This window comes from Pseudomonas sp. GXZC (assembly GCF_026967615.1).
GTDB lineage: Bacteria > Pseudomonadota > Gammaproteobacteria > Pseudomonadales > Pseudomonadaceae > Aquipseudomonas > Aquipseudomonas azotoformans_A.
Genome location: NZ_CP114115.1, coordinates 5,597,381 through 5,616,696 on the forward strand (window position 1 = coordinate 5,597,381; position 19,316 = coordinate 5,616,696).

Annotated in this window: 21 protein-coding genes and 2 pseudogenes; 13 read left to right on the top strand and 10 right to left on the bottom strand. The window is 59.9% G+C overall.

Features of this window, described 5'->3' with window-relative positions:
* Positions 1-34: 34 nt before the first annotated feature.
* Both OZ428_RS26425 and OZ428_RS26430 read right to left on the bottom strand, forming a co-directional pair.
* The gene (locus OZ428_RS26425; protein WP_061449320.1) at positions 35-379 is read right to left on the bottom strand and encodes a YciI family protein; all 345 of its coding nucleotides are present in this window, start codon (positions 377-379) and stop codon (positions 35-37) included.
* A 42-nt stretch (positions 380-421) separates the two neighbouring features.
* Positions 422-897, bottom strand: a pseudogene (locus tag OZ428_RS26430) (YybH family protein).
* Positions 898-1,046: 149 nt separating this feature from the next.
* Here OZ428_RS26430 and OZ428_RS26435 point away from each other — a divergent pair.
* From OZ428_RS26435 to OZ428_RS26450, 4 genes are read left to right on the top strand one after another with little or no spacing between them, the layout of a single operon-like run.
* Positions 1,047-1,559 carry a GNAT family N-acetyltransferase gene (locus OZ428_RS26435; protein WP_269131817.1) on the top strand — a complete coding sequence of 171 codons (513 nt, stop codon included), beginning with the start codon at positions 1,047-1,049 and terminating at the stop codon, positions 1,557-1,559.
* Between the two features lie 48 nt (positions 1,560-1,607).
* Positions 1,608-1,862 (top strand): helix-turn-helix domain-containing protein, encoded by a 255-nt coding sequence (locus tag OZ428_RS26440; RefSeq protein WP_016978315.1) that lies wholly within the window; start codon positions 1,608-1,610, stop codon positions 1,860-1,862.
* Positions 1,855-3,063, top strand: a complete 1,209-nt coding sequence (locus tag OZ428_RS26445) for a type II toxin-antitoxin system HipA family toxin (protein WP_269131818.1) — start codon at positions 1,855-1,857, stop codon at positions 3,061-3,063. The genes OZ428_RS26440 and OZ428_RS26445 overlap by 8 nt, the downstream gene beginning before the upstream one ends.
* Positions 3,064-3,101: 38 nt before the next feature.
* Positions 3,102-3,707 (top strand): pyridoxamine 5'-phosphate oxidase family protein, encoded by a 606-nt coding sequence (locus tag OZ428_RS26450; RefSeq protein ID WP_269131819.1) that lies wholly within the window; start codon positions 3,102-3,104, stop codon positions 3,705-3,707.
* 47 nt (positions 3,708-3,754) lie between these two features.
* Here OZ428_RS26450 and OZ428_RS26455 read toward each other — a convergent pair whose 3' ends face one another.
* Positions 3,755-4,237 carry a GyrI-like domain-containing protein gene (locus OZ428_RS26455; RefSeq protein ID WP_269131820.1) on the bottom strand — a complete coding sequence of 161 codons (483 nt, stop codon included), beginning with the start codon at positions 4,235-4,237 and terminating at the stop codon, positions 3,755-3,757.
* Between the two features lie 195 nt (positions 4,238-4,432).
* On the opposite strand from OZ428_RS26455, the gene alaC reads away from it, so the two are divergent.
* Positions 4,433-5,650: an alanine transaminase gene (gene alaC, locus OZ428_RS26460; RefSeq protein ID WP_269131821.1), complete on the top strand. Its 1,218-nt coding sequence runs from the start codon at positions 4,433-4,435 to the stop codon at positions 5,648-5,650.
* A 45-nt stretch (positions 5,651-5,695) separates the two neighbouring features.
* Here alaC and OZ428_RS26465 read toward each other — a convergent pair whose 3' ends face one another.
* On the bottom strand, positions 5,696-7,048 hold the full coding sequence (locus OZ428_RS26465; RefSeq protein ID WP_017738791.1) for a GntP family permease: 1,353 nt from the start codon (positions 7,046-7,048) through the stop codon (positions 5,696-5,698).
* 84 nt (positions 7,049-7,132) lie between these two features.
* Positions 7,133-7,666: a gluconokinase gene (locus OZ428_RS26470; RefSeq protein ID WP_033896292.1), complete on the bottom strand. Its 534-nt coding sequence runs from the start codon at positions 7,664-7,666 to the stop codon at positions 7,133-7,135.
* Positions 7,667-7,879: 213 nt separating this feature from the next.
* Between OZ428_RS26470 and OZ428_RS26475 the strand changes: the two genes are divergently transcribed.
* The 7 genes from OZ428_RS26475 to OZ428_RS26505 all read left to right on the top strand — a co-directional run bounded on the left by OZ428_RS26475 (position 7,880) and on the right by OZ428_RS26505 (position 13,710).
* Positions 7,880-8,911: a LacI family DNA-binding transcriptional regulator gene (locus tag OZ428_RS26475; RefSeq protein WP_161630256.1), complete on the top strand. Its 1,032-nt coding sequence runs from the start codon at positions 7,880-7,882 to the stop codon at positions 8,909-8,911.
* Between the two features lie 153 nt (positions 8,912-9,064).
* Entirely contained in the window at positions 9,065-9,490 is a 426-nt protein-coding gene (locus OZ428_RS26480) for a DUF6252 family protein (protein WP_269131822.1), read from the top strand.
* Between the two features lie 141 nt (positions 9,491-9,631).
* A complete protein-coding gene (locus OZ428_RS26485) occupies positions 9,632-10,264 on the top strand; it encodes a glutathione S-transferase family protein (protein ID WP_269131823.1) in 633 nt (210 codons plus the stop codon).
* 15 nt (positions 10,265-10,279) lie between these two features.
* Positions 10,280-11,017, top strand: coding sequence for an NAD-dependent epimerase/dehydratase family protein (locus tag OZ428_RS26490; protein ID WP_269131824.1), 738 nt, complete (start codon positions 10,280-10,282; stop codon positions 11,015-11,017).
* A gap of 8 nt (positions 11,018-11,025) precedes the next feature.
* Entirely contained in the window at positions 11,026-12,435 is a 1,410-nt protein-coding gene (locus tag OZ428_RS26495) for an MFS transporter (RefSeq protein WP_269131825.1), read from the top strand.
* Between the two features lie 128 nt (positions 12,436-12,563).
* Positions 12,564-13,013 (top strand): hypothetical protein, encoded by a 450-nt coding sequence (locus OZ428_RS26500; protein ID WP_269131826.1) that lies wholly within the window; start codon positions 12,564-12,566, stop codon positions 13,011-13,013.
* A 175-nt stretch (positions 13,014-13,188) separates the two neighbouring features.
* Positions 13,189-13,710: a hypothetical protein gene (locus OZ428_RS26505; protein WP_177074004.1), complete on the top strand. Its 522-nt coding sequence runs from the start codon at positions 13,189-13,191 to the stop codon at positions 13,708-13,710.
* Positions 13,711-13,836: 126 nt separating this feature from the next.
* On the opposite strand, the gene OZ428_RS34765 is transcribed toward OZ428_RS26505, so the two are convergent.
* The 3 genes and pseudogenes from OZ428_RS34765 to OZ428_RS26515 form a co-directional block, all read right to left on the bottom strand.
* Positions 13,837-14,406, bottom strand: coding sequence for a methyl-accepting chemotaxis protein (locus tag OZ428_RS34765; protein ID WP_371923946.1), 570 nt, complete (start codon positions 14,404-14,406; stop codon positions 13,837-13,839).
* Positions 14,380-15,156, bottom strand: a pseudogene (locus OZ428_RS34770) (PAS domain-containing protein); the annotation flags it as partial. The pseudogene OZ428_RS34770 and the gene OZ428_RS34765, both read right to left, overlap by 27 nt.
* 167 nt (positions 15,157-15,323) lie before the next feature.
* On the bottom strand, positions 15,324-16,193 hold the full coding sequence (locus OZ428_RS26515) for a LysR family transcriptional regulator (RefSeq protein ID WP_269131828.1): 870 nt from the start codon (positions 16,191-16,193) through the stop codon (positions 15,324-15,326).
* Between the two features lie 96 nt (positions 16,194-16,289).
* Here OZ428_RS26515 and gstA point away from each other — a divergent pair, with 96 nt between their 5' ends.
* The gene (gene gstA, locus OZ428_RS26520) at positions 16,290-16,892 is read left to right on the top strand and encodes a glutathione transferase GstA (RefSeq protein ID WP_061449327.1); all 603 of its coding nucleotides are present in this window, start codon (positions 16,290-16,292) and stop codon (positions 16,890-16,892) included.
* Here the strand turns inward: gstA and OZ428_RS26525 are convergent.
* Together OZ428_RS26525 and OZ428_RS26530 are read right to left on the bottom strand one after the other, a co-directional pair.
* Positions 16,832-18,262, bottom strand: coding sequence for an aromatic amino acid lyase (locus OZ428_RS26525; RefSeq protein ID WP_269131829.1), 1,431 nt, complete (start codon positions 18,260-18,262; stop codon positions 16,832-16,834). The two genes, gstA and OZ428_RS26525, sit on opposite strands and share 61 nt — an antisense overlap.
* Positions 18,259-19,263, bottom strand: coding sequence for an ornithine cyclodeaminase family protein (locus tag OZ428_RS26530; RefSeq protein ID WP_269131830.1), 1,005 nt, complete (start codon positions 19,261-19,263; stop codon positions 18,259-18,261). The genes OZ428_RS26525 and OZ428_RS26530 overlap by 4 nt, the downstream gene beginning before the upstream one ends.
* Between the last annotated feature and the right edge of the window lie 53 nt (positions 19,264-19,316).

Genomic DNA, 19,316 nt, shown 5'->3' on the forward strand with positions numbered 1-19,316 from the left:
GGGGTAAACCTCTTGAGTCTTAGGGTTGTTGTATTCAGAGATTCAATTCACGCACAGGGCGCACTTCCACACTGCCGACCCGGGCGGCCGGAATGCCGCCGGCCACTTGGATCGCCTCATTTAAATCACGGGCCTCGATCAGGTAGAACCCGGCGAGCTGCTCCTTGGTCTCGGCGAACGGCCCGTCAGTGATCGACAGCTTGCCATTGCGCATGCGCACAGTGGTGGCGGTGGTCACCGACTCCAGCGGCTCGGCAGCCAGCATGCGGCCGCTGGCCTGAACCGACTGCGCGTAGGCGAAGCACTCCGGGTCTGCCGGGCTGTCGGGCGAGGTGTGCAGCACCTGTTCGTTGCTGTAGATCAGGCAGAGATATTTCATGGGTTTCTCCGTTTTCGGACGACTGACTATAGATCGCGCAGGTCAAGGTTTCAGGTCGAACAGACCAGCGCCGGTTTCCATGTCGAACGGCGCGGACCAGTGTTCATGCACCACTTTCCATTGACCATCGATGCGCTGGTAGCCGGCGCGGACCAGTGTTCATGCACCACTTTCCATTGACCATCGATGCGCTGGTAGCCGGCGCTGACCCGCATCCAGCAGGTCTTGAGCACGCCGTCCGGGCCGGTGCCGCCGCAGTGGGCCAACCAGTGGGCGAAAGCGCTGTCTGCTCCGGCAACGATATGCAGCTCATGAAAGTCGAAAACGCCGGGGCCAGGGCAGAATTCCATGCAGGCCTGCCAATGCGCCTGGTACGCCGCCTTGCCTTTGAATTGCAGGGCGCCAACGGCGTCGAACGCGACGATATCGTCGGCGTAAAAGCTGACAATCTTCTCGACATCCTTGGCGGTGACGGCTTGTTTCCATTGGTCGATCAGGGTGTTGATGGCCGTGCTCATGGCGATACTCCTTGGGGTAGAAAACATCACGGAAGACACTCTTAGTCGAATGGCCCTTCGGCCAATCGACAAGCCGCTTAAAAATAATTTCGCCCCCGGCAAACCCGCTAGAATCCACGCCTCTTTGTAGGATTTCGGATACGCACCCGATGGAAACCCGCCTCGCCCTGTATGAGACGTTGAGCCTTGCGCAGAAACAGCAACTCGACACCCTGCAAGTGCACCCCGAGCAACTGGCGTATTCCGGCGATATCTACTGTGCGCTGAACAGCCTGCTGGTCAATCCCCATCCTGACGCCATCAAAGGCTTCGCCCTGCTCGCCGACGAAACGCCCGTGGCCTTCCTGCTGCTCAAACGCCCGCCTTGCCTGCCCCACTGGGCGGATGAGCACAGCGCGACCTTGCATGCGTTGCAGGTGGATCGGCGTCAGCAAGGGCGTGGCTTCGGCAAAGCCTGCCTGCAGGCGCTGCCCGCAGCGGCATTGCAAGCGTGGCCGCAGATCAAGGGACTGGAGTTGTCGGTGGATGCGGACAATGTGGCGGCGATGAGGCTGTATCTGGGGGCTGGGTGGGTGGATGGCGGAGAGGCGTATAAGGGGCGGATTGGGTATGAGCGGAGGTTGAGGTGGGCCTTTGGTCAGGGCGACCTTGACAGGGTATAAATGTAACGTATACATAACTTATGACTGACAAAGTAATGAATACGTGACATGGATACTTCTGTAATCACTCAACGACTTGGCACCCAACTGCGCACCCTGCGACTCAATCGCGGCTATAAACAGGCCGATTTGGCGAAGTTGGCCGGGATTACCCGGCAAAAACTGATTGAAATCGAGAAAGGCAGCCTTTCGGTGTCGATGAGTGCCTACGCGCGAGTGGTTGCCGCGCTAGGCAGTGAATTCAAATTAGTACCTGTCACCATGCCGACCCTGGAGGAACTGGAGGACTTGTTCAATGAATAGCCCCCACTTACGCGTTCGTACCTCCCAAGGCGAAAGCGGCAGTGTTTTGATGAGTGCCAACGACTATCTGTTTCGCTACGGCGAGAACACGCTGGCGCAAAGCGCAGTCAGCCTGTCGATGCCAGTCCGCGCAGAAGAATACCGTCGGCGAGAACTTCACCCGATTTTCCAGATGAATCTGCCGGAAGGCTACGTTCTCGAGCAACTACGCAACCGCCTCGCCAAGACCGTCAAAGTAGATCCGATGCTGCTCTTGGCGCTCTCGGGTAGCAGCGCACCGATCGGCCGGGTGTTCGTATCGTCAGATCAAATAAACGAGCTGATCCATCGCAACAGCCCTCCCACGGCCGGAGAAAACCTCGACGAAATTCTCGCCTGGGACGGCGTGGAAGATTTGTTCGTCGAACTGGTAGATCGCTACATCCTGCGAGCAGGCATTTCTGGCGTGCAGCCCAAGGTGCTGGTGCCGGAAAAACCACAAACACCCGAACAGAAATTCACCTCGAAAACCAACGACCTGATTATAAAAAGCGGGCGCGAAGAGTTTCCGGGGCTAGCCATCAATGAATACCTCTGCATGTCCATTGCCCGTGATGCAGGACTGCCGGTGCCACCGTTTTACCTGTCAAAAAATCATAAGTTGTTCATCATGCGACGCTTTGACCGGGATGAACACCTCAACCCACTGGGTTTTGAGGACATGACCACGCTGATGGGCCTGTCCGCCGAACAAAAGTACACCAAGAGTTACGCCGCCATTGCAAAGGCCGTCCGCGTGTTTTGCGCACAGGTACATCAACGCAGTTCGCTCGATCAGTTATTCGATAGCGTAGCGCTGAGCTGCATCGTAGGTAACGGCGATGCGCATCTGAAAAACTTCGGGGTACTCTACAGCGATCCAGTGAAATCGGACGCACGTTTGGCACCCGCTTACGACATCGTGAACACGACTGCCTATATTCCCGAAGACTCGTTGGCGTTGGATCTGAGCGGAAACAAATCGCTGTTCGCCTCACGCCTGGGCATCCTCGAATTTGCCAGAACCTGCGAAGTCGAGAATCCCGAAACACGCATCCAGGCGCTGCTCCAAACCCTTGAAGTAACGCTCAAGCGTGAAGACGATTACTGCCGGTTAGCGCCTGAGGTGGCAAACGCCATTCGACAATCTGCTCAGGGTTATCAATACAGCTTTGGCGGCTGAACACGCGCCTGCTTTCATCCAAGGACAAGGTGACTTCCATGCTGACAACCCTCGAACAACTCGAAACCCTCTATGGCCTCCCCCACGAGCGCGCCGTGCGCAAGGAAATCCCGCTTCTCAACGAGGACTACCAGGCGATGGTGCAGGCTTCGCCGCTGGTGGTGGTGAGTTCGTCCGGGCCCGACGGTATCGACGGTTCGCCACGCGGGGATGTGCCGGGGTTCGTGCGGATTGTGGATGAGCGCACCTTGGCAATTCCCGATCGGCCGGGGAACAACCGCTTGGATACCTTGCGCAATCTGGTGCAGGACCCGCGAATTGCGCTGCTGTTCATCATTCCGGGGATTGGCGAGACGTTGCGCGTTAATGGCCGGGCGCAGATTTCCATTGAGCCTGAACTCCTGGAGAGTTTTGCGGTGAATGGCAAACCGGCGCGATCGGTGATTCTGGTGCAGGTGGAGGCTGCGTATTTCCACTGTTCCAAGGCATTTGTGCGTTCGGACTGCTGGAACCCCGAGAAGCACCTGGACCGCTCGGCGTTGCCGTCAGCGGGGGAGTTTCACAAGCGGCTCAATGATGGGCAGTTTGACGCAGAAGCGTATGACCGGGAGATGCCTGAGCGGGTCAAAGCCACACTGTATTGATACGCCTGCAGAAGCCCGGCTTGCCGGGCTTCGTCACGGGGCTGTGTTTAGCCTCTTTCGCCCACCGGCAACCAGACCTCCACGGTCCCGGTGCCCTTGCTCACGTCAAAGTCCGCGCTGTAGCGCTCGAAATCCGCGCCCATCACCTTGTAGCCCGAATGCGGCAGCCATTCGAACATGATGCGCTCGTAGGTTTGCTCAAGCGCCTGCACCGGTCCGTAATGGGGGAACACTGCGTAGTTGAGCGGGGGGATTTCGATGCATTCGAAGTTGCCTGGCACATCGGCTTTGGTCGGCACTTCGACACCGGCCATGTAGTCGAACTCGCCGTGCTTGGGGTTGTGGCAAACGCCATAGGTCACACCGCCCACGCGCTTCTTGATGTCCTTGATGCAGGTATCGAACAACTCCCACAGCTTGGGGATATCCCCCACGGTGGCCTTCGAATAACGCCCTTGCACCCCGGCGATCACCAGGGCTTTACCGGCTTCCATGCGTGGCTCTAACGGTTGTTTTGTCTGCTGATCCATACGAACAGTCTCCTTCTTATGAGGGAACAAACCCGCATCGAGTATAGGGGCATATCCGCATTGGGCTCCATGCAGAAAATTTTCCTACGCATCTGGACAACCGGCCATCATCGACCGTATTGTCTGCCCCGCAGGCCACCGCAGTGGCCGACGTCGCTCGGACGGTTCCGGGCGCTTACGTACTTCGAGGCAACAATGGCCGACCAAGGTTCGCCGCGCCGCTTTGCGCGCATAGATCGACTCCCCCCTTACGTTTTCAACATCACGGCTGAGCTGAAGATGGCTGCGCGTCGGCGCGGCGAAGACATCATCGACTTGAGCATGGGCAACCCTGACGGCGCCACGCCGCCGCACATTGTTGAAAAACTCGTGCAAGTGGCCCAGCGTGAAGACACCCACGGTTATTCCACGTCCAAAGGCATTCCGCGTCTGCGCCGGGCGATTTCGCGCTGGTACAAAGACCGCTATGAAGTGGACATCGACCCTGAGTCGGAAGCCATCGTGACCATCGGTTCCAAGGAAGGCTTGGCGCACTTGATGCTGGCCACCCTGGACCAGGGCGACACCGTGCTGGTGCCCAACCCGAGCTACCCGATTCACATCTACGGTGCGGTGATTGCCGGCGCGCAAGTGCGTTCGGTGCCGCTGGTGCCGGGCGTGGACTTCTTCGCGGAGCTGGAACGGGCGATTCGCGGCTCGATCCCCAAGCCGAAGATGATGATCCTCGGCTTTCCGTCCAACCCCACCGCGCAGTGCGTGGAACTGGATTTCTTCGAACGTGTGATCGCCCTGGCCAAGCAATACGACGTGCTGGTGATCCACGACCTGGCCTACGCCGACATCGTCTACGACGGCTGGAAAGCCCCGTCGATCATGCAAGTGCCCGGCGCCAAGGACATTGCGGTGGAGTTTTTCACCCTGTCCAAGAGCTACAACATGGCGGGCTGGCGCATCGGTTTCATGGTGGGCAACCCGGAACTGGTCAACGCTCTGGCACGTATCAAGAGCTACCACGACTACGGCACCTTCACCCCGCTGCAAGTCGCCGCCATTGCAGCATTGGAAGGCGATCAGCAGTGCGTGAAGGACATCGCCGAGCAGTACCGCCAACGCCGCAATGTGCTGGTCAAGGGCCTGCATGAGTTGGGCTGGATGGTGGAAAATCCGAAGGCGTCGATGTACGTGTGGGCGAAGATTCCCGAGCAATATGCCGCCATGGGTTCGCTGGAATTTGCCAAGAAGCTGCTGCTGGAGGCCAAGGTGTGTGTGTCGCCGGGGATTGGGTTTGGCGAGTATGGCGATGATCACGTGCGCTTTGCGCTGATCGAGAACCAGGACCGGATCCGCCAGGCGGTGCGGGGTATTCGCGGGATGTTCAGGGCGGATGGGCTGGTGAAGAAGACCAGCGAATAACGAAAAAAGGGAGCCCAGCGGCTCCCTTTTTTGTTTGCGCGGCGGTCAGACCACCAGCGACAACAGCATGATGAATATCAACGCCACGACGGACAGAATCGTCTCCATTGCCGTCCACGTCTTGAACGTCTCGGCTACCGTCATATTGAAGTACTGCTTCACCAGCCAGAACCCCGCATCGTTGACGTGAGACAGGATCAACGAACCCGCCCCCGTCGCCAGCACCAGCAGCTCACGGTTAACCCCCGGAATCATCCCCACCACCGGCACCACAATGCCCGCGCCAGTTATGGTCGCCACCGTGGCCGAACCGGTTGCCACACGAATCACCGCCGCCACCAGCCACGCCAGCAGGATCGGGTTGATCTGCGCGTTCACCGCCATATGGCCGATCACGTCGCCCACACCGCTGGTCACCAGCATCTGCTTGAAGCCACCGCCGGCACCGATGATCAGGATGATTGCAGCGGTCGGCGCCAGGCTGGCGTCGAGCAACTTGAGGATCTGCTTGGAATGGATGCCTTGGCGATGGCCAAAGGTGTACAGCGACAGCAGCAACGCCAGCAACAGGGCGGAGATCGGGTGACCGATCATGTCCATCCAGTTGCGCACGATATGGCCGTCCGGCAAACCGATGTCAGCGAAGGTTTTGAGCAGCATCAGGAACACCGGCAACAACACGGTAATCAGGGTGATGCTGAAGCTCGGCAGGTTTTTGTGTTCCGACTCGCGGGCCAGTTGATCGACCAGTTCCTGGGACGGGTTGCCCGGGATGTACTTGGCGATGAACGTACCGAAGATCGGGCCGGCGATGATGGCAGTCGGCAGTGCGACGATCAGGCCGTAGAGGATGGTCTTGCCGATGTCCGCGCCAAACACGCCAATCGCCAGCAGCGGGCCGGGATGCGGTGGCACCAGGCCGTGTACCGCCGAGAGGCCGGCGAGCAGCGGGATGCCGATCTTGATCAACGACACGCCGGTACGGCGCGCGACGATAAACACCAGCGGGATCAGCAGCACGAAGCCGATCTCGAAGAACAGCGGGATGCCCACCAGGAACGCGGCGAACATCATGGCCCACTGGACCTTCTCTTTGCCGAACGCGCGGATCAGGGTCTGTGCGATCTGATCGGCACCGCCGGATTCGGCCATCATCTTGCCGAGCATCGTGCCCAGCGCAAGGATGATGCCGACAAAGCCGAGCACCCCGCCGAAGCCGTCCTGGAACGCCTTGATGATCTTGTCCACGGGCATGCCCGAGGTCAGGCCGAGGAAGCCGGCCGCGATGATCAGCGCAATGAACGGGTGCACCTTGAACTTGGTGATCAGAACGATCAACCCAATGATTGTGACCACTGCATCAAGCAGCAGGTAGGACTCGTGGGACATGCCAAACATGGGGGGTCTCTCCTGTTTGTTGTTGTTATTAAAGCGGGTGTTGAATTTCCTGCCGGGGATAGCGCTATCTTTTCCGGCAAAAAATTAATGAGTAGGTTCAAAGCCGTGTTGCAGCCACCAGGCGTTGGTCTGCTCGGCCAGTTCCTCGACGCTGTCTTCACTGGCGTTGAGGGCCAGGGTCAGCGGTTCGCCTTTGGGCGATTCAAGGGTGGCGAACTGGCTGTCGATGAGGCTGGCCGGCATGAAATGCCCAGGGCGATGGGACACGCGGTCGGCGGCCACGGCGCGGGTCAGCTCCAAAAAGACAAAACCCAGGCCCGGCGCGGCTTCGCGCAGGTGGTCGCGGTATTTCTTTTTCAGGGCGGAACAGGTGAGCACGGGATGCTCGCCCGCTTTGAGCGAACGGCGCAGTTCATCGCAGAGGATGTCGAGCCAGCCGGCGCGGTCGTCGTCGTTGAGGGGGTGGCCGGCGCTCATCTTTTCGATGTTGGCGGCAGGGTGAAAGCTGTCGCCTTCAATGGCGGTGGCACCGTTCAGGCGGCACAGGGCCTCGCTGACGCTGGACTTGCCACAGCCGGAAACACCCATGATGACCAGGGCGGTAACAGGTTGACTCATGAAACACCTCAGGACGCAGATAGCGCTACCTTTGCACGCTGTAAGGCTAGTGCAAAAACAGGCTTTTCCCGCGCCGTCTTGTCTTTTTTTATGGAGTGACGCGTGCATCCGCTCCAACGCTTTGAACAGGATCAGGCAACCCTTTGTTCAAGAATTTGCAGCCTTTTGGAGACAGCGCTACCTTAGTGCCTCGATTTTTGTTTGGCAAGCCGCCTGATGACCTCCAAGAACGATAAAAAATTGCGCACCACGGGTCGCCCGACCCTTAACGAAGTCGCCCGCCTGGCCGGCGTCAGCCCGATTACCGCCTCCCGCGCCCTGCGCGGTATCAGCACCGTGGCCACCGAACTGGTGGAAAAAGTGCAGCAGGCCGCCGCCGAACTCAACTACGTGGTCAACCCCGCCGCCCGCGCCCTGGCCTCGGCCCAGAGCCATTCGGTGGTGGTGTTGGTGCCATCGTTGTCGAACCTGCTGTTTATCGAAACCCTCGAAGCCATCCACCAGGTGCTGCGGCCCAAGGGCTTTGAAGTGCTGATCGGCAACTCCCACTATTCCCGCGATGAAGAAGAAAACCTGCTGCGCAACTACATGGCCTACCAGCCACGGGGTTTGCTGCTGACCGGGTTTGATCGCACCGAAAGCGCCCGACGGATGGTCGAGGCCAGCAATGTGCCCTGCGTCTATATGATGGACCTGGACCCGAACGCCGGGGTGAACTGCGTGGGTTTCTCGCAATTGAGCGCGGGCGAGACGGCGGCGGCGCACCTGTTGTCCCGTGGGTACAAGCGCCTGGCATATATCGGCGCGCAACTGGACCAACGCACGCTGCTGCGTGGCGAAGGGTTCCGTCGCGCGCTGCAACAGGCTGGCCTGTACGACCCGGCACTGGAACTGCTGACACCCCGCCCCTCCTCAGTCGGCCTGGGCGGCGAACTGTTCCTGCAACTGCTGGCCGCCCATCCCGACGTGGACGCCATCTTCTTCGGCAACGACGACCTGGCCCAGGGCGCCTTGCTGGAAGCCATGCGCCATGGCATCAAGGTGCCGGAACGTGTGGCCGTGCTGGGTTTCAACGACCTGCCCGCCTCGTCCTTCATGGTGCCGCGCCTGAGCAGCATCAGCACCCCGCGTGAAGCGATTGGGCGGCGTGCGGCGGAGCATCTGTTGACGATCATGGCGGGTAACAAGATCGCCAAGCCGGTGGTGGACATGGGGTTTGAGTTGCAGGTGCGGGAGAGTACGTAAGAGGGTTGCTGCCTGCGTTCTGAGCCAAGGCAGAGCAGATCCGCGTCTATCTACCTGTCAACTTTGACAGTAGGCACCCGCGCATGTGCGCCTTATAAGTGAAGCGTCGACGAAGACGTCTGACGCTTGAATCTCACCGAAAAGGACCCTGCCATGCCCTCTAAAACTTCCACTCCATCGCTACTCGCCAAAGGGGTTGTCGGCTGTACTGTATCCATCACCCCCTTGCCATTTACTTCTCATACTGTGAATTTTCTAGATACGGGCAACCAGTACCTGATTCTCGCAACCAGCGAATCAAGTGACCGCGCAGTATTGATTTACGTAGATAAAGATATCGTCCCTGGCACTTACTCCATAGGTGCCCCAGGTGGCGACGAAGATGTGGGCGCCTACATTTTCCACACTTACTCAGATGGTCAATATAACCACTATGCCGAAACCGGAACCTTCAACTTGAATAGTGTTGATTTCGCCAAGACTCAAATTGACGGGACATTTGAGTTCGAAGCAACTGGCAGGCCAGATGGGCCGGCAGTAAACGTTACGAATGGGATCGTTACGCTCACCAGCCTTTAACATTAATAAAGTGCATGTTCTTAAAGTGGCAAGAGCACTGTGTCCTCTAAAAGCGCTCTTGCCACCTATGCCTGACAACGGTCTCGCACCGCCCCCATGTCCCTGCTAAATTGAGTCCCTTGTCACCGCCAGGGAAGCACCATGGGACACTCACTGAAAATCTTGGGCCGCACGTCCTCCATCAACGTGCGCAAAGTGCTCTGGACCTGCCAGGAACTGGGCATCGATTACCAGCGCGAAGACTGGGGCATCGGCTTCCAGCCCACCCAGTCCGCCGACTTCCTCGCCCTGAACCCCAACGCCCAGGTCCCGGTGCTGATCGATGACCACGGCGTGCTGTGGGAATCCAACACCATCTGCCGTTACCTGGTCAGCCTCTACCAACGCCACGACCTGCTCCCCGCCGAGCCCGCGCCACGGGCCCGGGTCGAGCAATGGATGGACTGGCAAGCCACCGAACTCAACCCGTCCTGGGGCTACGCGTTCCATGCGTTGGTGCGCCAGAACCCGGACTACCAGGACCCACAACGCATCCAGGCCGGCGTGCAGGCCTGGAACGACAAGATGGGCCTGCTCGAACAACAGCTGATCAAGACCGGCGCCTACGTCACCGGCAATGAATTCACCCTGGCCGACATCCTCGTCGGCCTCTCGGTACACCGCTGGCGCAACGCGCCGCTGGAGCATCCGCCCTACCCGGCGGTGGAGGCGTATTACCAGCGCCTCAGCCAGCGCCCCGGTTTCAAAACCTTTGCCCTCGACGGCCATAACTAAAACAAGGACTACAGCGTGAAAGGACTCAACGTACTGCTCACCGGCGCCTGCGGGAGAATCGGCAAGACGTTTTTCGACGCATCCAAAGACCGTTACCGCTTTACCCTCACCGACCGCATCGCGCCGGATTTCGACCTGGGCGAGCACCGCTTCGTGCACGCCGATCTCAGCGACAAATCCAGCCTGGCGGCCTTGCTCGACGGCATCGACGTGATCGTGCACCTGTCGGGCATCCCCCACGCCAGCGCGTCGTTCGATGAATTGCTGCCCAATAACATCCTCGCCACCACCTACCTGTTCGAAGCCGCCGTGGCCGCCGGAGTCAAGCGCCTAGTGTTCGCCAGCAGCGCGCAAACCATCGAAGGCTACCCGGTAGACCGCCAGATCACGCCCGGCATGCCGGTGATGCCCGCCAACCTGTACGGCGTGAGTAAATGCTACGGCGAGGCGCTGTGTGGCTACTACGCCGCGAAAACCCCGCTGTCGACGATTGCCCTGCGCATCGGCGCCTTCGAATTCCCCGAAACCCACGACCTCAATAACGCCCGTGACCTCAGCGCCTGGCTCAGCCCGCGTGACGCGGTGCAGTTGCTGCAACGCTCGGTGGAAGCCGAGGGTGTGAAGCACCTGATTGCCCATGGCATTTCCAATAACCGCTTCAAGCGCCTGGACCTGAGCGAAACCACGCGGGTGCTGGGTTACCATCCCCAGGATGATGCGTTTCAGACATTCGAGATTCCGATCACTTATTGAGTTTCCCCATGCCCGCACTCTCTAGCACCGACGGCATCGATCCGATCCGCGCCGCCCATATCAGCGCACGCATCGATCGCCTGCCTGCCGTCGCCACGGTCTGGCGCCTGGTGGCGTTGCTGTCCATCGGCGGCTTTTTCGAGCTGTACGACCTGTTCCAGACCGCCTACATCAGCCCCGGCCTGATCAGTGACGGAATCTTCCACACCGGCAGCGAAGGCGTATTCGGTTTCTCGGACCAGGCCGCTTTTGCCTCGGCAACCTTCCTCGGCCTGTTCCTCGGCGCCAGCCTGCTCAGCCCTATCGCCGACCGCTTCGGACGGCGGGCGATCTTCACCTTTGCGTTGATCTGGTACACCGTCGCCACGGTATTGATGGGCATCCAGACCTCCGCCGTGGGCATCATCTGCATGCGCTTCCTGGTCGGCATTGGCCTGGGCATCGAGCTGGTGACCATCGACGCCTACCTCTCGGAACTGGTGCCCAAGCGCATGCGCAGTTCGGCGTTTGCCTTTGCGTTTTTTATCCAGTTCCTGTCCGTGCCGGCGGTGGCGTTGATGTCGTGGTGGCTGGTGCCACAGGCGCCGTTCGGCGTATCCGGCTGGCGTTGGGTGGTGTTGTCGAGCGCCGTGTTTGCGCTGTTTATCTGGCAATTGCGCAAGCGTTTACCAGAGTCGCCGCGTTGGCTTGCACAAAAAGGACGTTTCGAAGAAGCCGGTGTGATCATGGACAACCTTGAAGCGCGCTGCCAAAAGGATCATGGCAAACCCTTGGATGAGCCCGAGCCCGAAGCCGTCAGCGTGCAGGGCAGCGGTCGCTTTGCCGATATCTGGCAACCACCATACCGCCGTCGCGCCTTGATGCTGATCGTGTTTCATGTGTTCCAGGCCATCGGCTTCTTCGGTTTTGGTAACTGGCTGCCAGCGTTGCTGTCGGGCCAGGGCGTCAGCGTGACCCACAGCTTGCTCTACGCCTTCATCATCACCCTCGCCTATCCGCTGGGGCCGTTGTTGTTCGTGAAGGTGGCCAACCGCTTTGAAAACAAATGGCAGATCGTCGGCTCGGCGTTGGGCGCGATGGTCTTCGGCAGCCTGTTCGCCCTGCAAACCACGGCGGTGGGGCTGGTGATCTGTGGGGTGATGATCACCTTCTGCAACGCCTGGCTGAGCTTCAGTTATCACTCGTACCAAAGTGAATTGTTCCCCACCAACATCCGCGCACGGGCGGTAGGCTTCTGTTACTCGTTCAGCCGTTTGTCCACGGTGTTCAGCAGCTTGTTGATCGGTTTTATCCTCGAACACCTGGGCACACCGGGGGTGTTGGCATTCATTGCCAGCAGCATGTTGATCGTGATGATCACCATCAGTTGGTTCGGGCCGCGTACGCGGAACCTGGCGTTGGAAAATATCGCCCACTGATAGCAACGCTGCCATTTGTCGTGACTGTTATTTCTGACAGTAGACTTGAAGTCGCTATAGGCATCAGATTTTGAGCAGGGCTAGGACAGCTCTATGAAGCCCCTTAGCGAACACATCAGGATAACGTCATGACAAATTCCCAAGTTGAACGCGACGACAAAAATCCCACCAATGGAACATTTACCGCACAACTGGTCAGGGGCAGCGTGATTTTTGAATACATCGCCGACGAAATCAGGCTAAAGAAAACGCCCTTCGGCTATGTATTGGATACCACTATGCAAGGCTCAAATGCCGCTTACCTGGAGTTTCACCTCCCAAGTGGAATTACGGGAGACCGAGACAAATACACCATCAGCAACCCCAGCGGACAAGTGACCGCCAGCTGCGAATTGAAATACACCTCCGACCCTGCTCCCCTCAAGTTTCAAGCTTCGTCCGGAGAAATTACATTTTATGAATTCAATACCAGCACTGGAAAAGTCCATGCCCGGTTCTACATGAGAGCCACAGGTGCAGGGGGTGAGTTGCTGGAAGTCAATGGAGGGGAGATGCAGTTAGTGGGTATCGGCCTTTGAGATAATAAGCAGGCCTGCAGGGGGCTTTCAAACTGCCAGCAACCGGCAAGAATTGGCCGGCAGCAGGACAACTCTTGCCATAGCGGCTTGGTCCAGGCCCCAACTCCCTAGCGTTTACACCCGGCACGCTATTTGCTGCACCTGTGGCACCGAACATTTCCCCAGGTGACCGATCATGCTGGTTAACAACAACACCTTAGCCGTGTCGACCGTTCAACAACTCAAACGGCCCGACATGGACCCCGCCAACGCCGCTGCCAGCGCGCTGTACAGCGGTGCCCTGCAAGCCGCGCAACAAAGCGTGACCGTGCCGGCCGCGCAGAAGGAACTGGACAAGGCCAACGACCGCATTGACGAGGCCTTCGCCAAGACCCGCGTGCAGTTGCAGACGTCCACAGAGGCGGTCACTGCCGCTACGGCGACACCGGACGTACCGAAAACCGGCGCCACCGCCAGCACTGCGCGCTCTGAGTTCACTGACTACATGAGCAAATCCCCGGCCGAGCGCATCCGTGAGCAATTGCTCAAGGAACAAGGTTTGACCGAGGCGGACGTGCAGAACATGTCCCAGGAAAAGCAGGATGCGATTTCCAAGCAAGTGGCCGAACGCCTGAAGCAGCAGCAAGAGCAGCAGGTAGCGGCAAAGACCGTTGACCCGCAAGCGCAGGCAGTGAAAGAGACCCTGGCGGCGATCTAAGCCGCACTTGTGTGGGAGCTGGCTTGCCTGCGATACGGATCACTCGGTGTTTCTGATGTACCGAGGTGATGCTTTCGCAGGCAAGCCAGCGCCCACAGTGATCAGGTTATCAAGCCGAAAATGCGTTTATTGCAGCTGCAACGTCGAATTGAACTGCCCGATCGCATCCACCACATGCCGTGACCCTTCCTGAATCTCCAGAATCACCTGCCCCGCTTCATTCGCCAATTCCACCCCCAAGCCCGTGCGGCTCAAGCTCGATTGCATGCTCGATACCGCGCTCAGCGACAAATCGTGGTTCTTGCGCACCACATCGACGATTTCCACCGTCGCCTGACTGGTCCGCGCCGCCAAGCTGCGCACTTCGTCGGCCACCACGGCAAAGCCGCGCCCATGCTCACCGGCCCGTGCTGCTTCGATCGCGGCGTTGAGCGCCAGCATGTTGGTCTGCTCGGCAATGCTGCGGATGGTCTGCACGATGGCGCCGATGATGTCCGATTGTTTGCTGACCGCATCGATGCTCTGCGCCGCCTGGTTCAGGTCGTGGGAAATTTCCTCGATGATCTGCACGGTTTGCTGCACCACCTCCGAGCCCTTGCGGGCGCAGGCGTCATTTTGCACCGAGGTGGCGTGGGCCGAGTCGGCGGCGGTGCGCAGGGTGGTGACCTGGTCAGTGATGTCGCTGGCGAACTTCACCACCTTGTACAGGCGCCCATTGGTGTCGAAGATCGGGTTGTAGGACGCCTCCAGGAACAGGGTCTTGCCGTACTTGTTTTTGCGCTCGAAGCGGTGCGAGTGGTATTCGCCACGATTGAGCGATGCCCAGAACGCCTTGTAGGCCGGCGACTCCACTTCGTTGCGGTGGCAGAACAGGCTGTGGTGCTGGCCGACGATTTCATCCAGGGAGTACTGCACGGTCTTCAGGAAGTTTTCGTTGGCGTTGAGGATCTGGCCCTGCGGGGTGAACTCGATCACCGCCATGGAACGGCCAATAGCATCGATCAGGCTCTGGTTTTCATGTTCGTGATGGACCCGCGCCGTGATATCCGACGCGACTTTGATCACGCTTTGAACGTGGTTGTCCTTGTCCAGCACCGGCATGTAGCTGGCTTCCAGCCAGACTTCCTGGCCATGCTTGTTCAGGCGCATGAAGGTGCCACTAAGGGCCTCGCCCCGCGCCAGGTCGCGCCATAGCTTGGCGTAGGCGTCGGTATGGGTGTAGGGCTCGTCGCAAAAGAGCCGGTGATGTTTACCGCGTATTTCCTCGGCGCTGTAACCCATGGTTTTGCAGAAGTTGTCGTTGGCGTCGAGGATCACGCCACTGGGGTCGAACTCGATCATGGCCATGGAACGGCTGATGGCGGCCAGTTTGGCGTTGGATTCGGTGAGGGCGCAGGAGAAACGTTCGATTTGTTGCAGGTCGGATTTGTGATGGCGGTTGAACATGGTCAGATCACCCTAGATTCCCGGCGCCTGGAAGGCGCATTCCATTCATTTGTTGGATATTGCTGGCACACCTTCATGGGGAAATAACCATCCAAATCGCTTTATATGCCAAGCGTCATCAACGGTTCTGGGTGAGCATAGACAGGGCTTGGCGCTATGCAAGGCCACTAGTCAGCCAGCATTTTTAACAATGCGAGGGCGGCGGCTGACGGTGGGCGGTCCGGCGAGCCGACCAAGGCAAATTCGCGGTGCAGCGGCACATCCAAGGCCATCACGCGCAGGCCCTTGCGCTGAACCGGCAAGGCCATTTCCGGCACCAGTGTGACGCCGACGCCCTCACGCACCAGGCTGAAGGCACTGTTCCATTCACGCACCTCAACGCGGATATCGCGCAGGGTCAGGCCTGCCGCGGCGCCCAGGCTGCGGGCATTGGCGGTGCAGCCACCGGTAGCCAGCACGAAAGGCTGCTCAAGCAGTTCCTCAAGCGACACCGTGGCATCCGCCGGGCGTTGCGCCAGCGCATGCGCCACTGGCAGCACGGCCGTCCATAAGTCACGGCCCAGCACCGTCGCGTTGCGCTCGGGCGCGGGGTTGAGCACCACGCCTAAATCGATAAGGCCAGTGTCGAGCAGGGTGAGCACTTCGTTGTCAGTGACATCCAGGGTGGTGACCTCGATACCGGGATAGAGCTGCGCAAAACGCTGCAAAGCGGGTGTCAGAAACGTCGCCAGCACCATGGGGAAACTGGCGATGCGAATCGTCCCACGCAGCATCGGTCTGGCTTCGTCCACGGTGCTGCGAATCGCCTGCAAGGCCCCAAGCATCACCCGTGCCTGCTCGATCACACTCAAGCCCAAGGCGGTGGGCAGGGTTTTGCGCGGTTCACGGGTAAACAACTGCGCACCCAGCGTCGCCTCCATACCGGCCATGGCCTGGCTGGCGGCGGATTGGGTCATGCCCACGCGCTCGGCGGCGGCGGTGATGCTGCCGTGATCGGCCACGGCCACCAGCAAGCGCCAGTGCATCAGGTTCATCATGGCAGTAGCTGTCCTTATGGCGGGGGTCTGAACGTTTAATTTTACGCACGGTGCCACGCCCGCGAGACTGGCGCAAATTCAACGGAGCTGCCCCAGATGAAACTGTATTTCTTCCCCCACGCCTGTTCCCTCGCCCCGCATATCGTGCTGCGCGAATTGGCGCTGCCGTTCGACCTGGTCCTGGTGGATAACCAAGCCAAGACCACCGCCGACGGCGACGACTTCCTGCAGATCAACCCCAAGGGCTACGTTGCTGCGCTGAAACTGGACAACGGCCAGGTGCTGACCGAAGCCAGCGCGATCCTGCAATACCTGGCCGACCTGAAACCCACCGCAGACCTGGCGCCGGCCACTGGCAGCTGGGAACGCGTGCGTCTGCAGGAATGGCTGAACTTCATCGCCACCGAGATTCATGGCGGCTTGGCGGTGTTCTTCAACGGCGCGATCCAGGGCGAGGTGAAGGCCTCATTCCAGGCCACCCTGTTCAAGCGCTTCGCGGTGCTGGTGCAGACGCTGGAGCGCCAGGATTACCTGTTGGGTGCGCGATACTCGGTGGCGGATGCCTACCTGTTCGTGGTGCTGCGTTGGGCGGCGTTTCACGCGATTGATTTGGGTGAGTGGCCGGCGCTGGCGGCGTTTCAGCAGCGGGTGGGTGAGCGACCGGCGGTGATTGCGGCGTTGGCCGCCGAAAACCCATGAGTCGAGATGAAGGCACTCAACGCCAGCACATCCACCGAACCCGAGCGATCCTGGTCCAGGTGGACCACCTGGCTACGCACGGTTTCATGGATCTGCCGAGCGCCTTCACCTAAACGTAGCTCGCCGCGCAAGTCCACCGCCTGCGCGGCAACAATCAGTTCAATACTGGCCAGCCACAACACCCGCTCGGTCAAGCGACGGGTCTTGTCGACCACGGCCAGCGCCTGGCCCGCATAGTCTTCAACACGGTCCGCCACCGGCACGCTCACCGCCGGCAGTGGATTGGCCAGATGCCCGATTTCCGCGACCAACGCCGAACTGGTGCGCTGCAAGGCGGCCATACCGACATGACCGGGTTGAGTGATCAGGAAACGCGGCAGATCACTCGAAGCCGGCGATAGCAATTTGGCAATCCGTTCGGCGCTGCATGCGGCTACTCGATTGAGCGCCAGGCCCAAGCCTTCAGCGGCCAGCGCCAAGTGGGTGCTGTCGAAATTCGCCGTGGCTAACACAAGCGACGCTTCGCTGATCAACGCCGGGTTATCCGCACCGCTGCGCAATTCCAGTTCGACCAGCTCATGCAACTGCTGCAACGCCTGCTGCGCCGCACCCTGGACCACCGTGGCACAGCGGAAGCTCAAGGGGTCCTGCAGACGACGCGGGCTGTCCGCCAGCTCACCGCCCGCCAGCAACTGCAACAACGCCGCCGACTGCTCGGTTTGCCCCGGTGCCGGCCGCAGGCGCGAAGCCCATGGCTGGAACGGACTGAGGTTGGCCCGATAGCCCTCGCACGACAACGCCAGCGCCGCCAGCACCGCTGCCAACACTTGCTGTGCCTCGGCGACCAGCAATCCGCCGAGCCCGACACTGGCGGCATTCGCTGAGACCAGCGCCAGCCCGTCCTTTCCGGTCAATGGCACCGAAAGCGACAGACTCAAGTGTGCCAACGGCGCCAGGTCGCTCTCGCCCAACGAGCCGAGTAACGGCACTTGCGGTTCGGCACCCGAGTTAAGTAAATCCAGCAACGCCTGCGCAGCTTGCGCTGAAATACCCGAACGCCCCTGAGCCAATCCTGCCAGCCGCGCGGCGGTAATGGCGCGCAGCTCCTGACGATTGGCCAAACGTCCGACACCCACCGCGCGCCCCAACGGAATACTCGCCTGCACGGGCGCCACCGGCGTATCCACCGCTGCACCGAGGCCGGTATTTACGCCATAAATCGGCGTGCCTTCAGCCGCCAGTTTCACCAACAACTGGTGGCCTTCATCGATGCGCTGACGGGCCTGCACAGAGAAATCCGCCGGCACATCCTGCCGGGCAATCGCCAGCAAATCTGCCAGGGCTAAACCTTGGGGATCGAAGTGAATCATGCCCAGCGCAACCGCTGGCCAATCCCCAGGCGCTTGGCTTTTTCCAGCAGTGCATGGCCCAGCGCGATATCACTGAGGCTGAGGCCACGGTGCCAGAACAGGATGGTTTCCTCGGCGGTTTCCCGGCCGGTTTTCAAGCCGGCCACGATCTGGCCCAGCTCGGCATGCAGGGTTTCGGCACTGAGTTTTCCAGCGTCGACATGGGCACGTAGCGCGCCAAAAAGCCCGCCTTTGCACTGGCCCCAATCATCGACTACCAGCTTGCTCATGATGTCGGTCAGCGACAATTCCACCGCGCTCATGGTGCCGTAGGGCACCACAAAGGCGCCGGGTTTGATCCACTCGGTGCGCAACAAGGGCTCGGGCTGGTCCAGGCGCGACGCCTCGACCACGATGTCGGCGCCACGCACGGTGGACGCCCAATCGTCGGTGACGATCACGGGTTTTCCCAGGTCCTTGCGCAAGCGCTCAGCGAAGGCTTCGCGGCTTTCACTGCGGCGTGAGTGCACGCGAATTTCGTCGAAGTCGAACAGGTGATCCAGCAAGCGCACGTTCCAATACGCCGTGCCGCGCGCGCCAATGTGCGCCAGCACCTTGCTGTCGGGCCGGGCCAGGTATTTGGCGCCGATGGCCGTAATCGCACCGGTACGCATATCGGTGATCGCCGAGGCATCCAGGATCGCCTTGGGAATCCCGGTGGCCGGGTCCAGCAGGTTGAGGATGGCCAATTCCGAGGGCAAACCCTTGCGGTAGTTGTCGACAAAATCCCCCACCACTTTGACGCCGGCATAGCCGATATCGCCGCCGAGTACACCGCGCAATACGTTGAAGTGGCCGTTGATCTCACCGCCGGGAATCAGGTGGGTACGCGGCTCGATCACCGCCTCGCCACGGCCTTGGATCGCCAGGCTGGCTTCGATGGCGGTGAGGATTTCTTCGTTGGTGAGGCCCAGTTCGTCGATGTCCAGGCCGTTGAGAAAATCGATGTAGATCGGTTGCATGGTCTGCTCACTGATTAATTTTGGATGAGTGCGCTTTACCTTGTGGCGAGCGG

What these genes read in the sequence shown, in the direction of transcription:
- OZ428_RS26425 (WP_061449320.1), bottom strand. Translation starts at nt 379, where the DNA reads ATGAAATATCTCTGCCTGATCTACAGCAACGAACAGGTGCTGCACACC.
- OZ428_RS26435 (WP_269131817.1), top strand. Translation starts at nt 1,047, where the DNA reads ATGGAAACCCGCCTCGCCCTGTATGAGACGTTGAGCCTTGCGCAGAAA.
- OZ428_RS26440 (WP_016978315.1), top strand. Translation starts at nt 1,608, where the DNA reads ATGGATACTTCTGTAATCACTCAACGACTTGGCACCCAACTGCGCACC.
- OZ428_RS26445 (WP_269131818.1), top strand. Translation starts at nt 1,855, where the DNA reads ATGAATAGCCCCCACTTACGCGTTCGTACCTCCCAAGGCGAAAGCGGC.
- OZ428_RS26450 (WP_269131819.1), top strand. Translation starts at nt 3,102, where the DNA reads ATGCTGACAACCCTCGAACAACTCGAAACCCTCTATGGCCTCCCCCAC.
- OZ428_RS26455 (WP_269131820.1), bottom strand. Translation starts at nt 4,237, where the DNA reads ATGGATCAGCAGACAAAACAACCGTTAGAGCCACGCATGGAAGCCGGT.
- alaC (WP_269131821.1), top strand. Translation starts at nt 4,433, where the DNA reads ATGGCCGACCAAGGTTCGCCGCGCCGCTTTGCGCGCATAGATCGACTC.
- OZ428_RS26465 (WP_017738791.1), bottom strand. Translation starts at nt 7,048, where the DNA reads ATGTTTGGCATGTCCCACGAGTCCTACCTGCTGCTTGATGCAGTGGTC.
- OZ428_RS26470 (WP_033896292.1), bottom strand. Translation starts at nt 7,666, where the DNA reads ATGAGTCAACCTGTTACCGCCCTGGTCATCATGGGTGTTTCCGGCTGT.
- OZ428_RS26480 (WP_269131822.1), top strand. Translation starts at nt 9,065, where the DNA reads ATGCCCTCTAAAACTTCCACTCCATCGCTACTCGCCAAAGGGGTTGTC.
- OZ428_RS26485 (WP_269131823.1), top strand. Translation starts at nt 9,632, where the DNA reads ATGGGACACTCACTGAAAATCTTGGGCCGCACGTCCTCCATCAACGTG.
- OZ428_RS26495 (WP_269131825.1), top strand. Translation starts at nt 11,026, where the DNA reads ATGCCCGCACTCTCTAGCACCGACGGCATCGATCCGATCCGCGCCGCC.
- OZ428_RS26500 (WP_269131826.1), top strand. Translation starts at nt 12,564, where the DNA reads ATGACAAATTCCCAAGTTGAACGCGACGACAAAAATCCCACCAATGGA.
- OZ428_RS26505 (WP_177074004.1), top strand. Translation starts at nt 13,189, where the DNA reads ATGCTGGTTAACAACAACACCTTAGCCGTGTCGACCGTTCAACAACTC.
- OZ428_RS26515 (WP_269131828.1), bottom strand. Translation starts at nt 16,193, where the DNA reads ATGATGAACCTGATGCACTGGCGCTTGCTGGTGGCCGTGGCCGATCAC.
- gstA (WP_061449327.1), top strand. Translation starts at nt 16,290, where the DNA reads ATGAAACTGTATTTCTTCCCCCACGCCTGTTCCCTCGCCCCGCATATC.
- OZ428_RS26525 (WP_269131829.1), bottom strand. Translation starts at nt 18,262, where the DNA reads ATGATTCACTTCGATCCCCAAGGTTTAGCCCTGGCAGATTTGCTGGCG.
- OZ428_RS26530 (WP_269131830.1), bottom strand. Translation starts at nt 19,263, where the DNA reads ATGCAACCGATCTACATCGATTTTCTCAACGGCCTGGACATCGACGAA.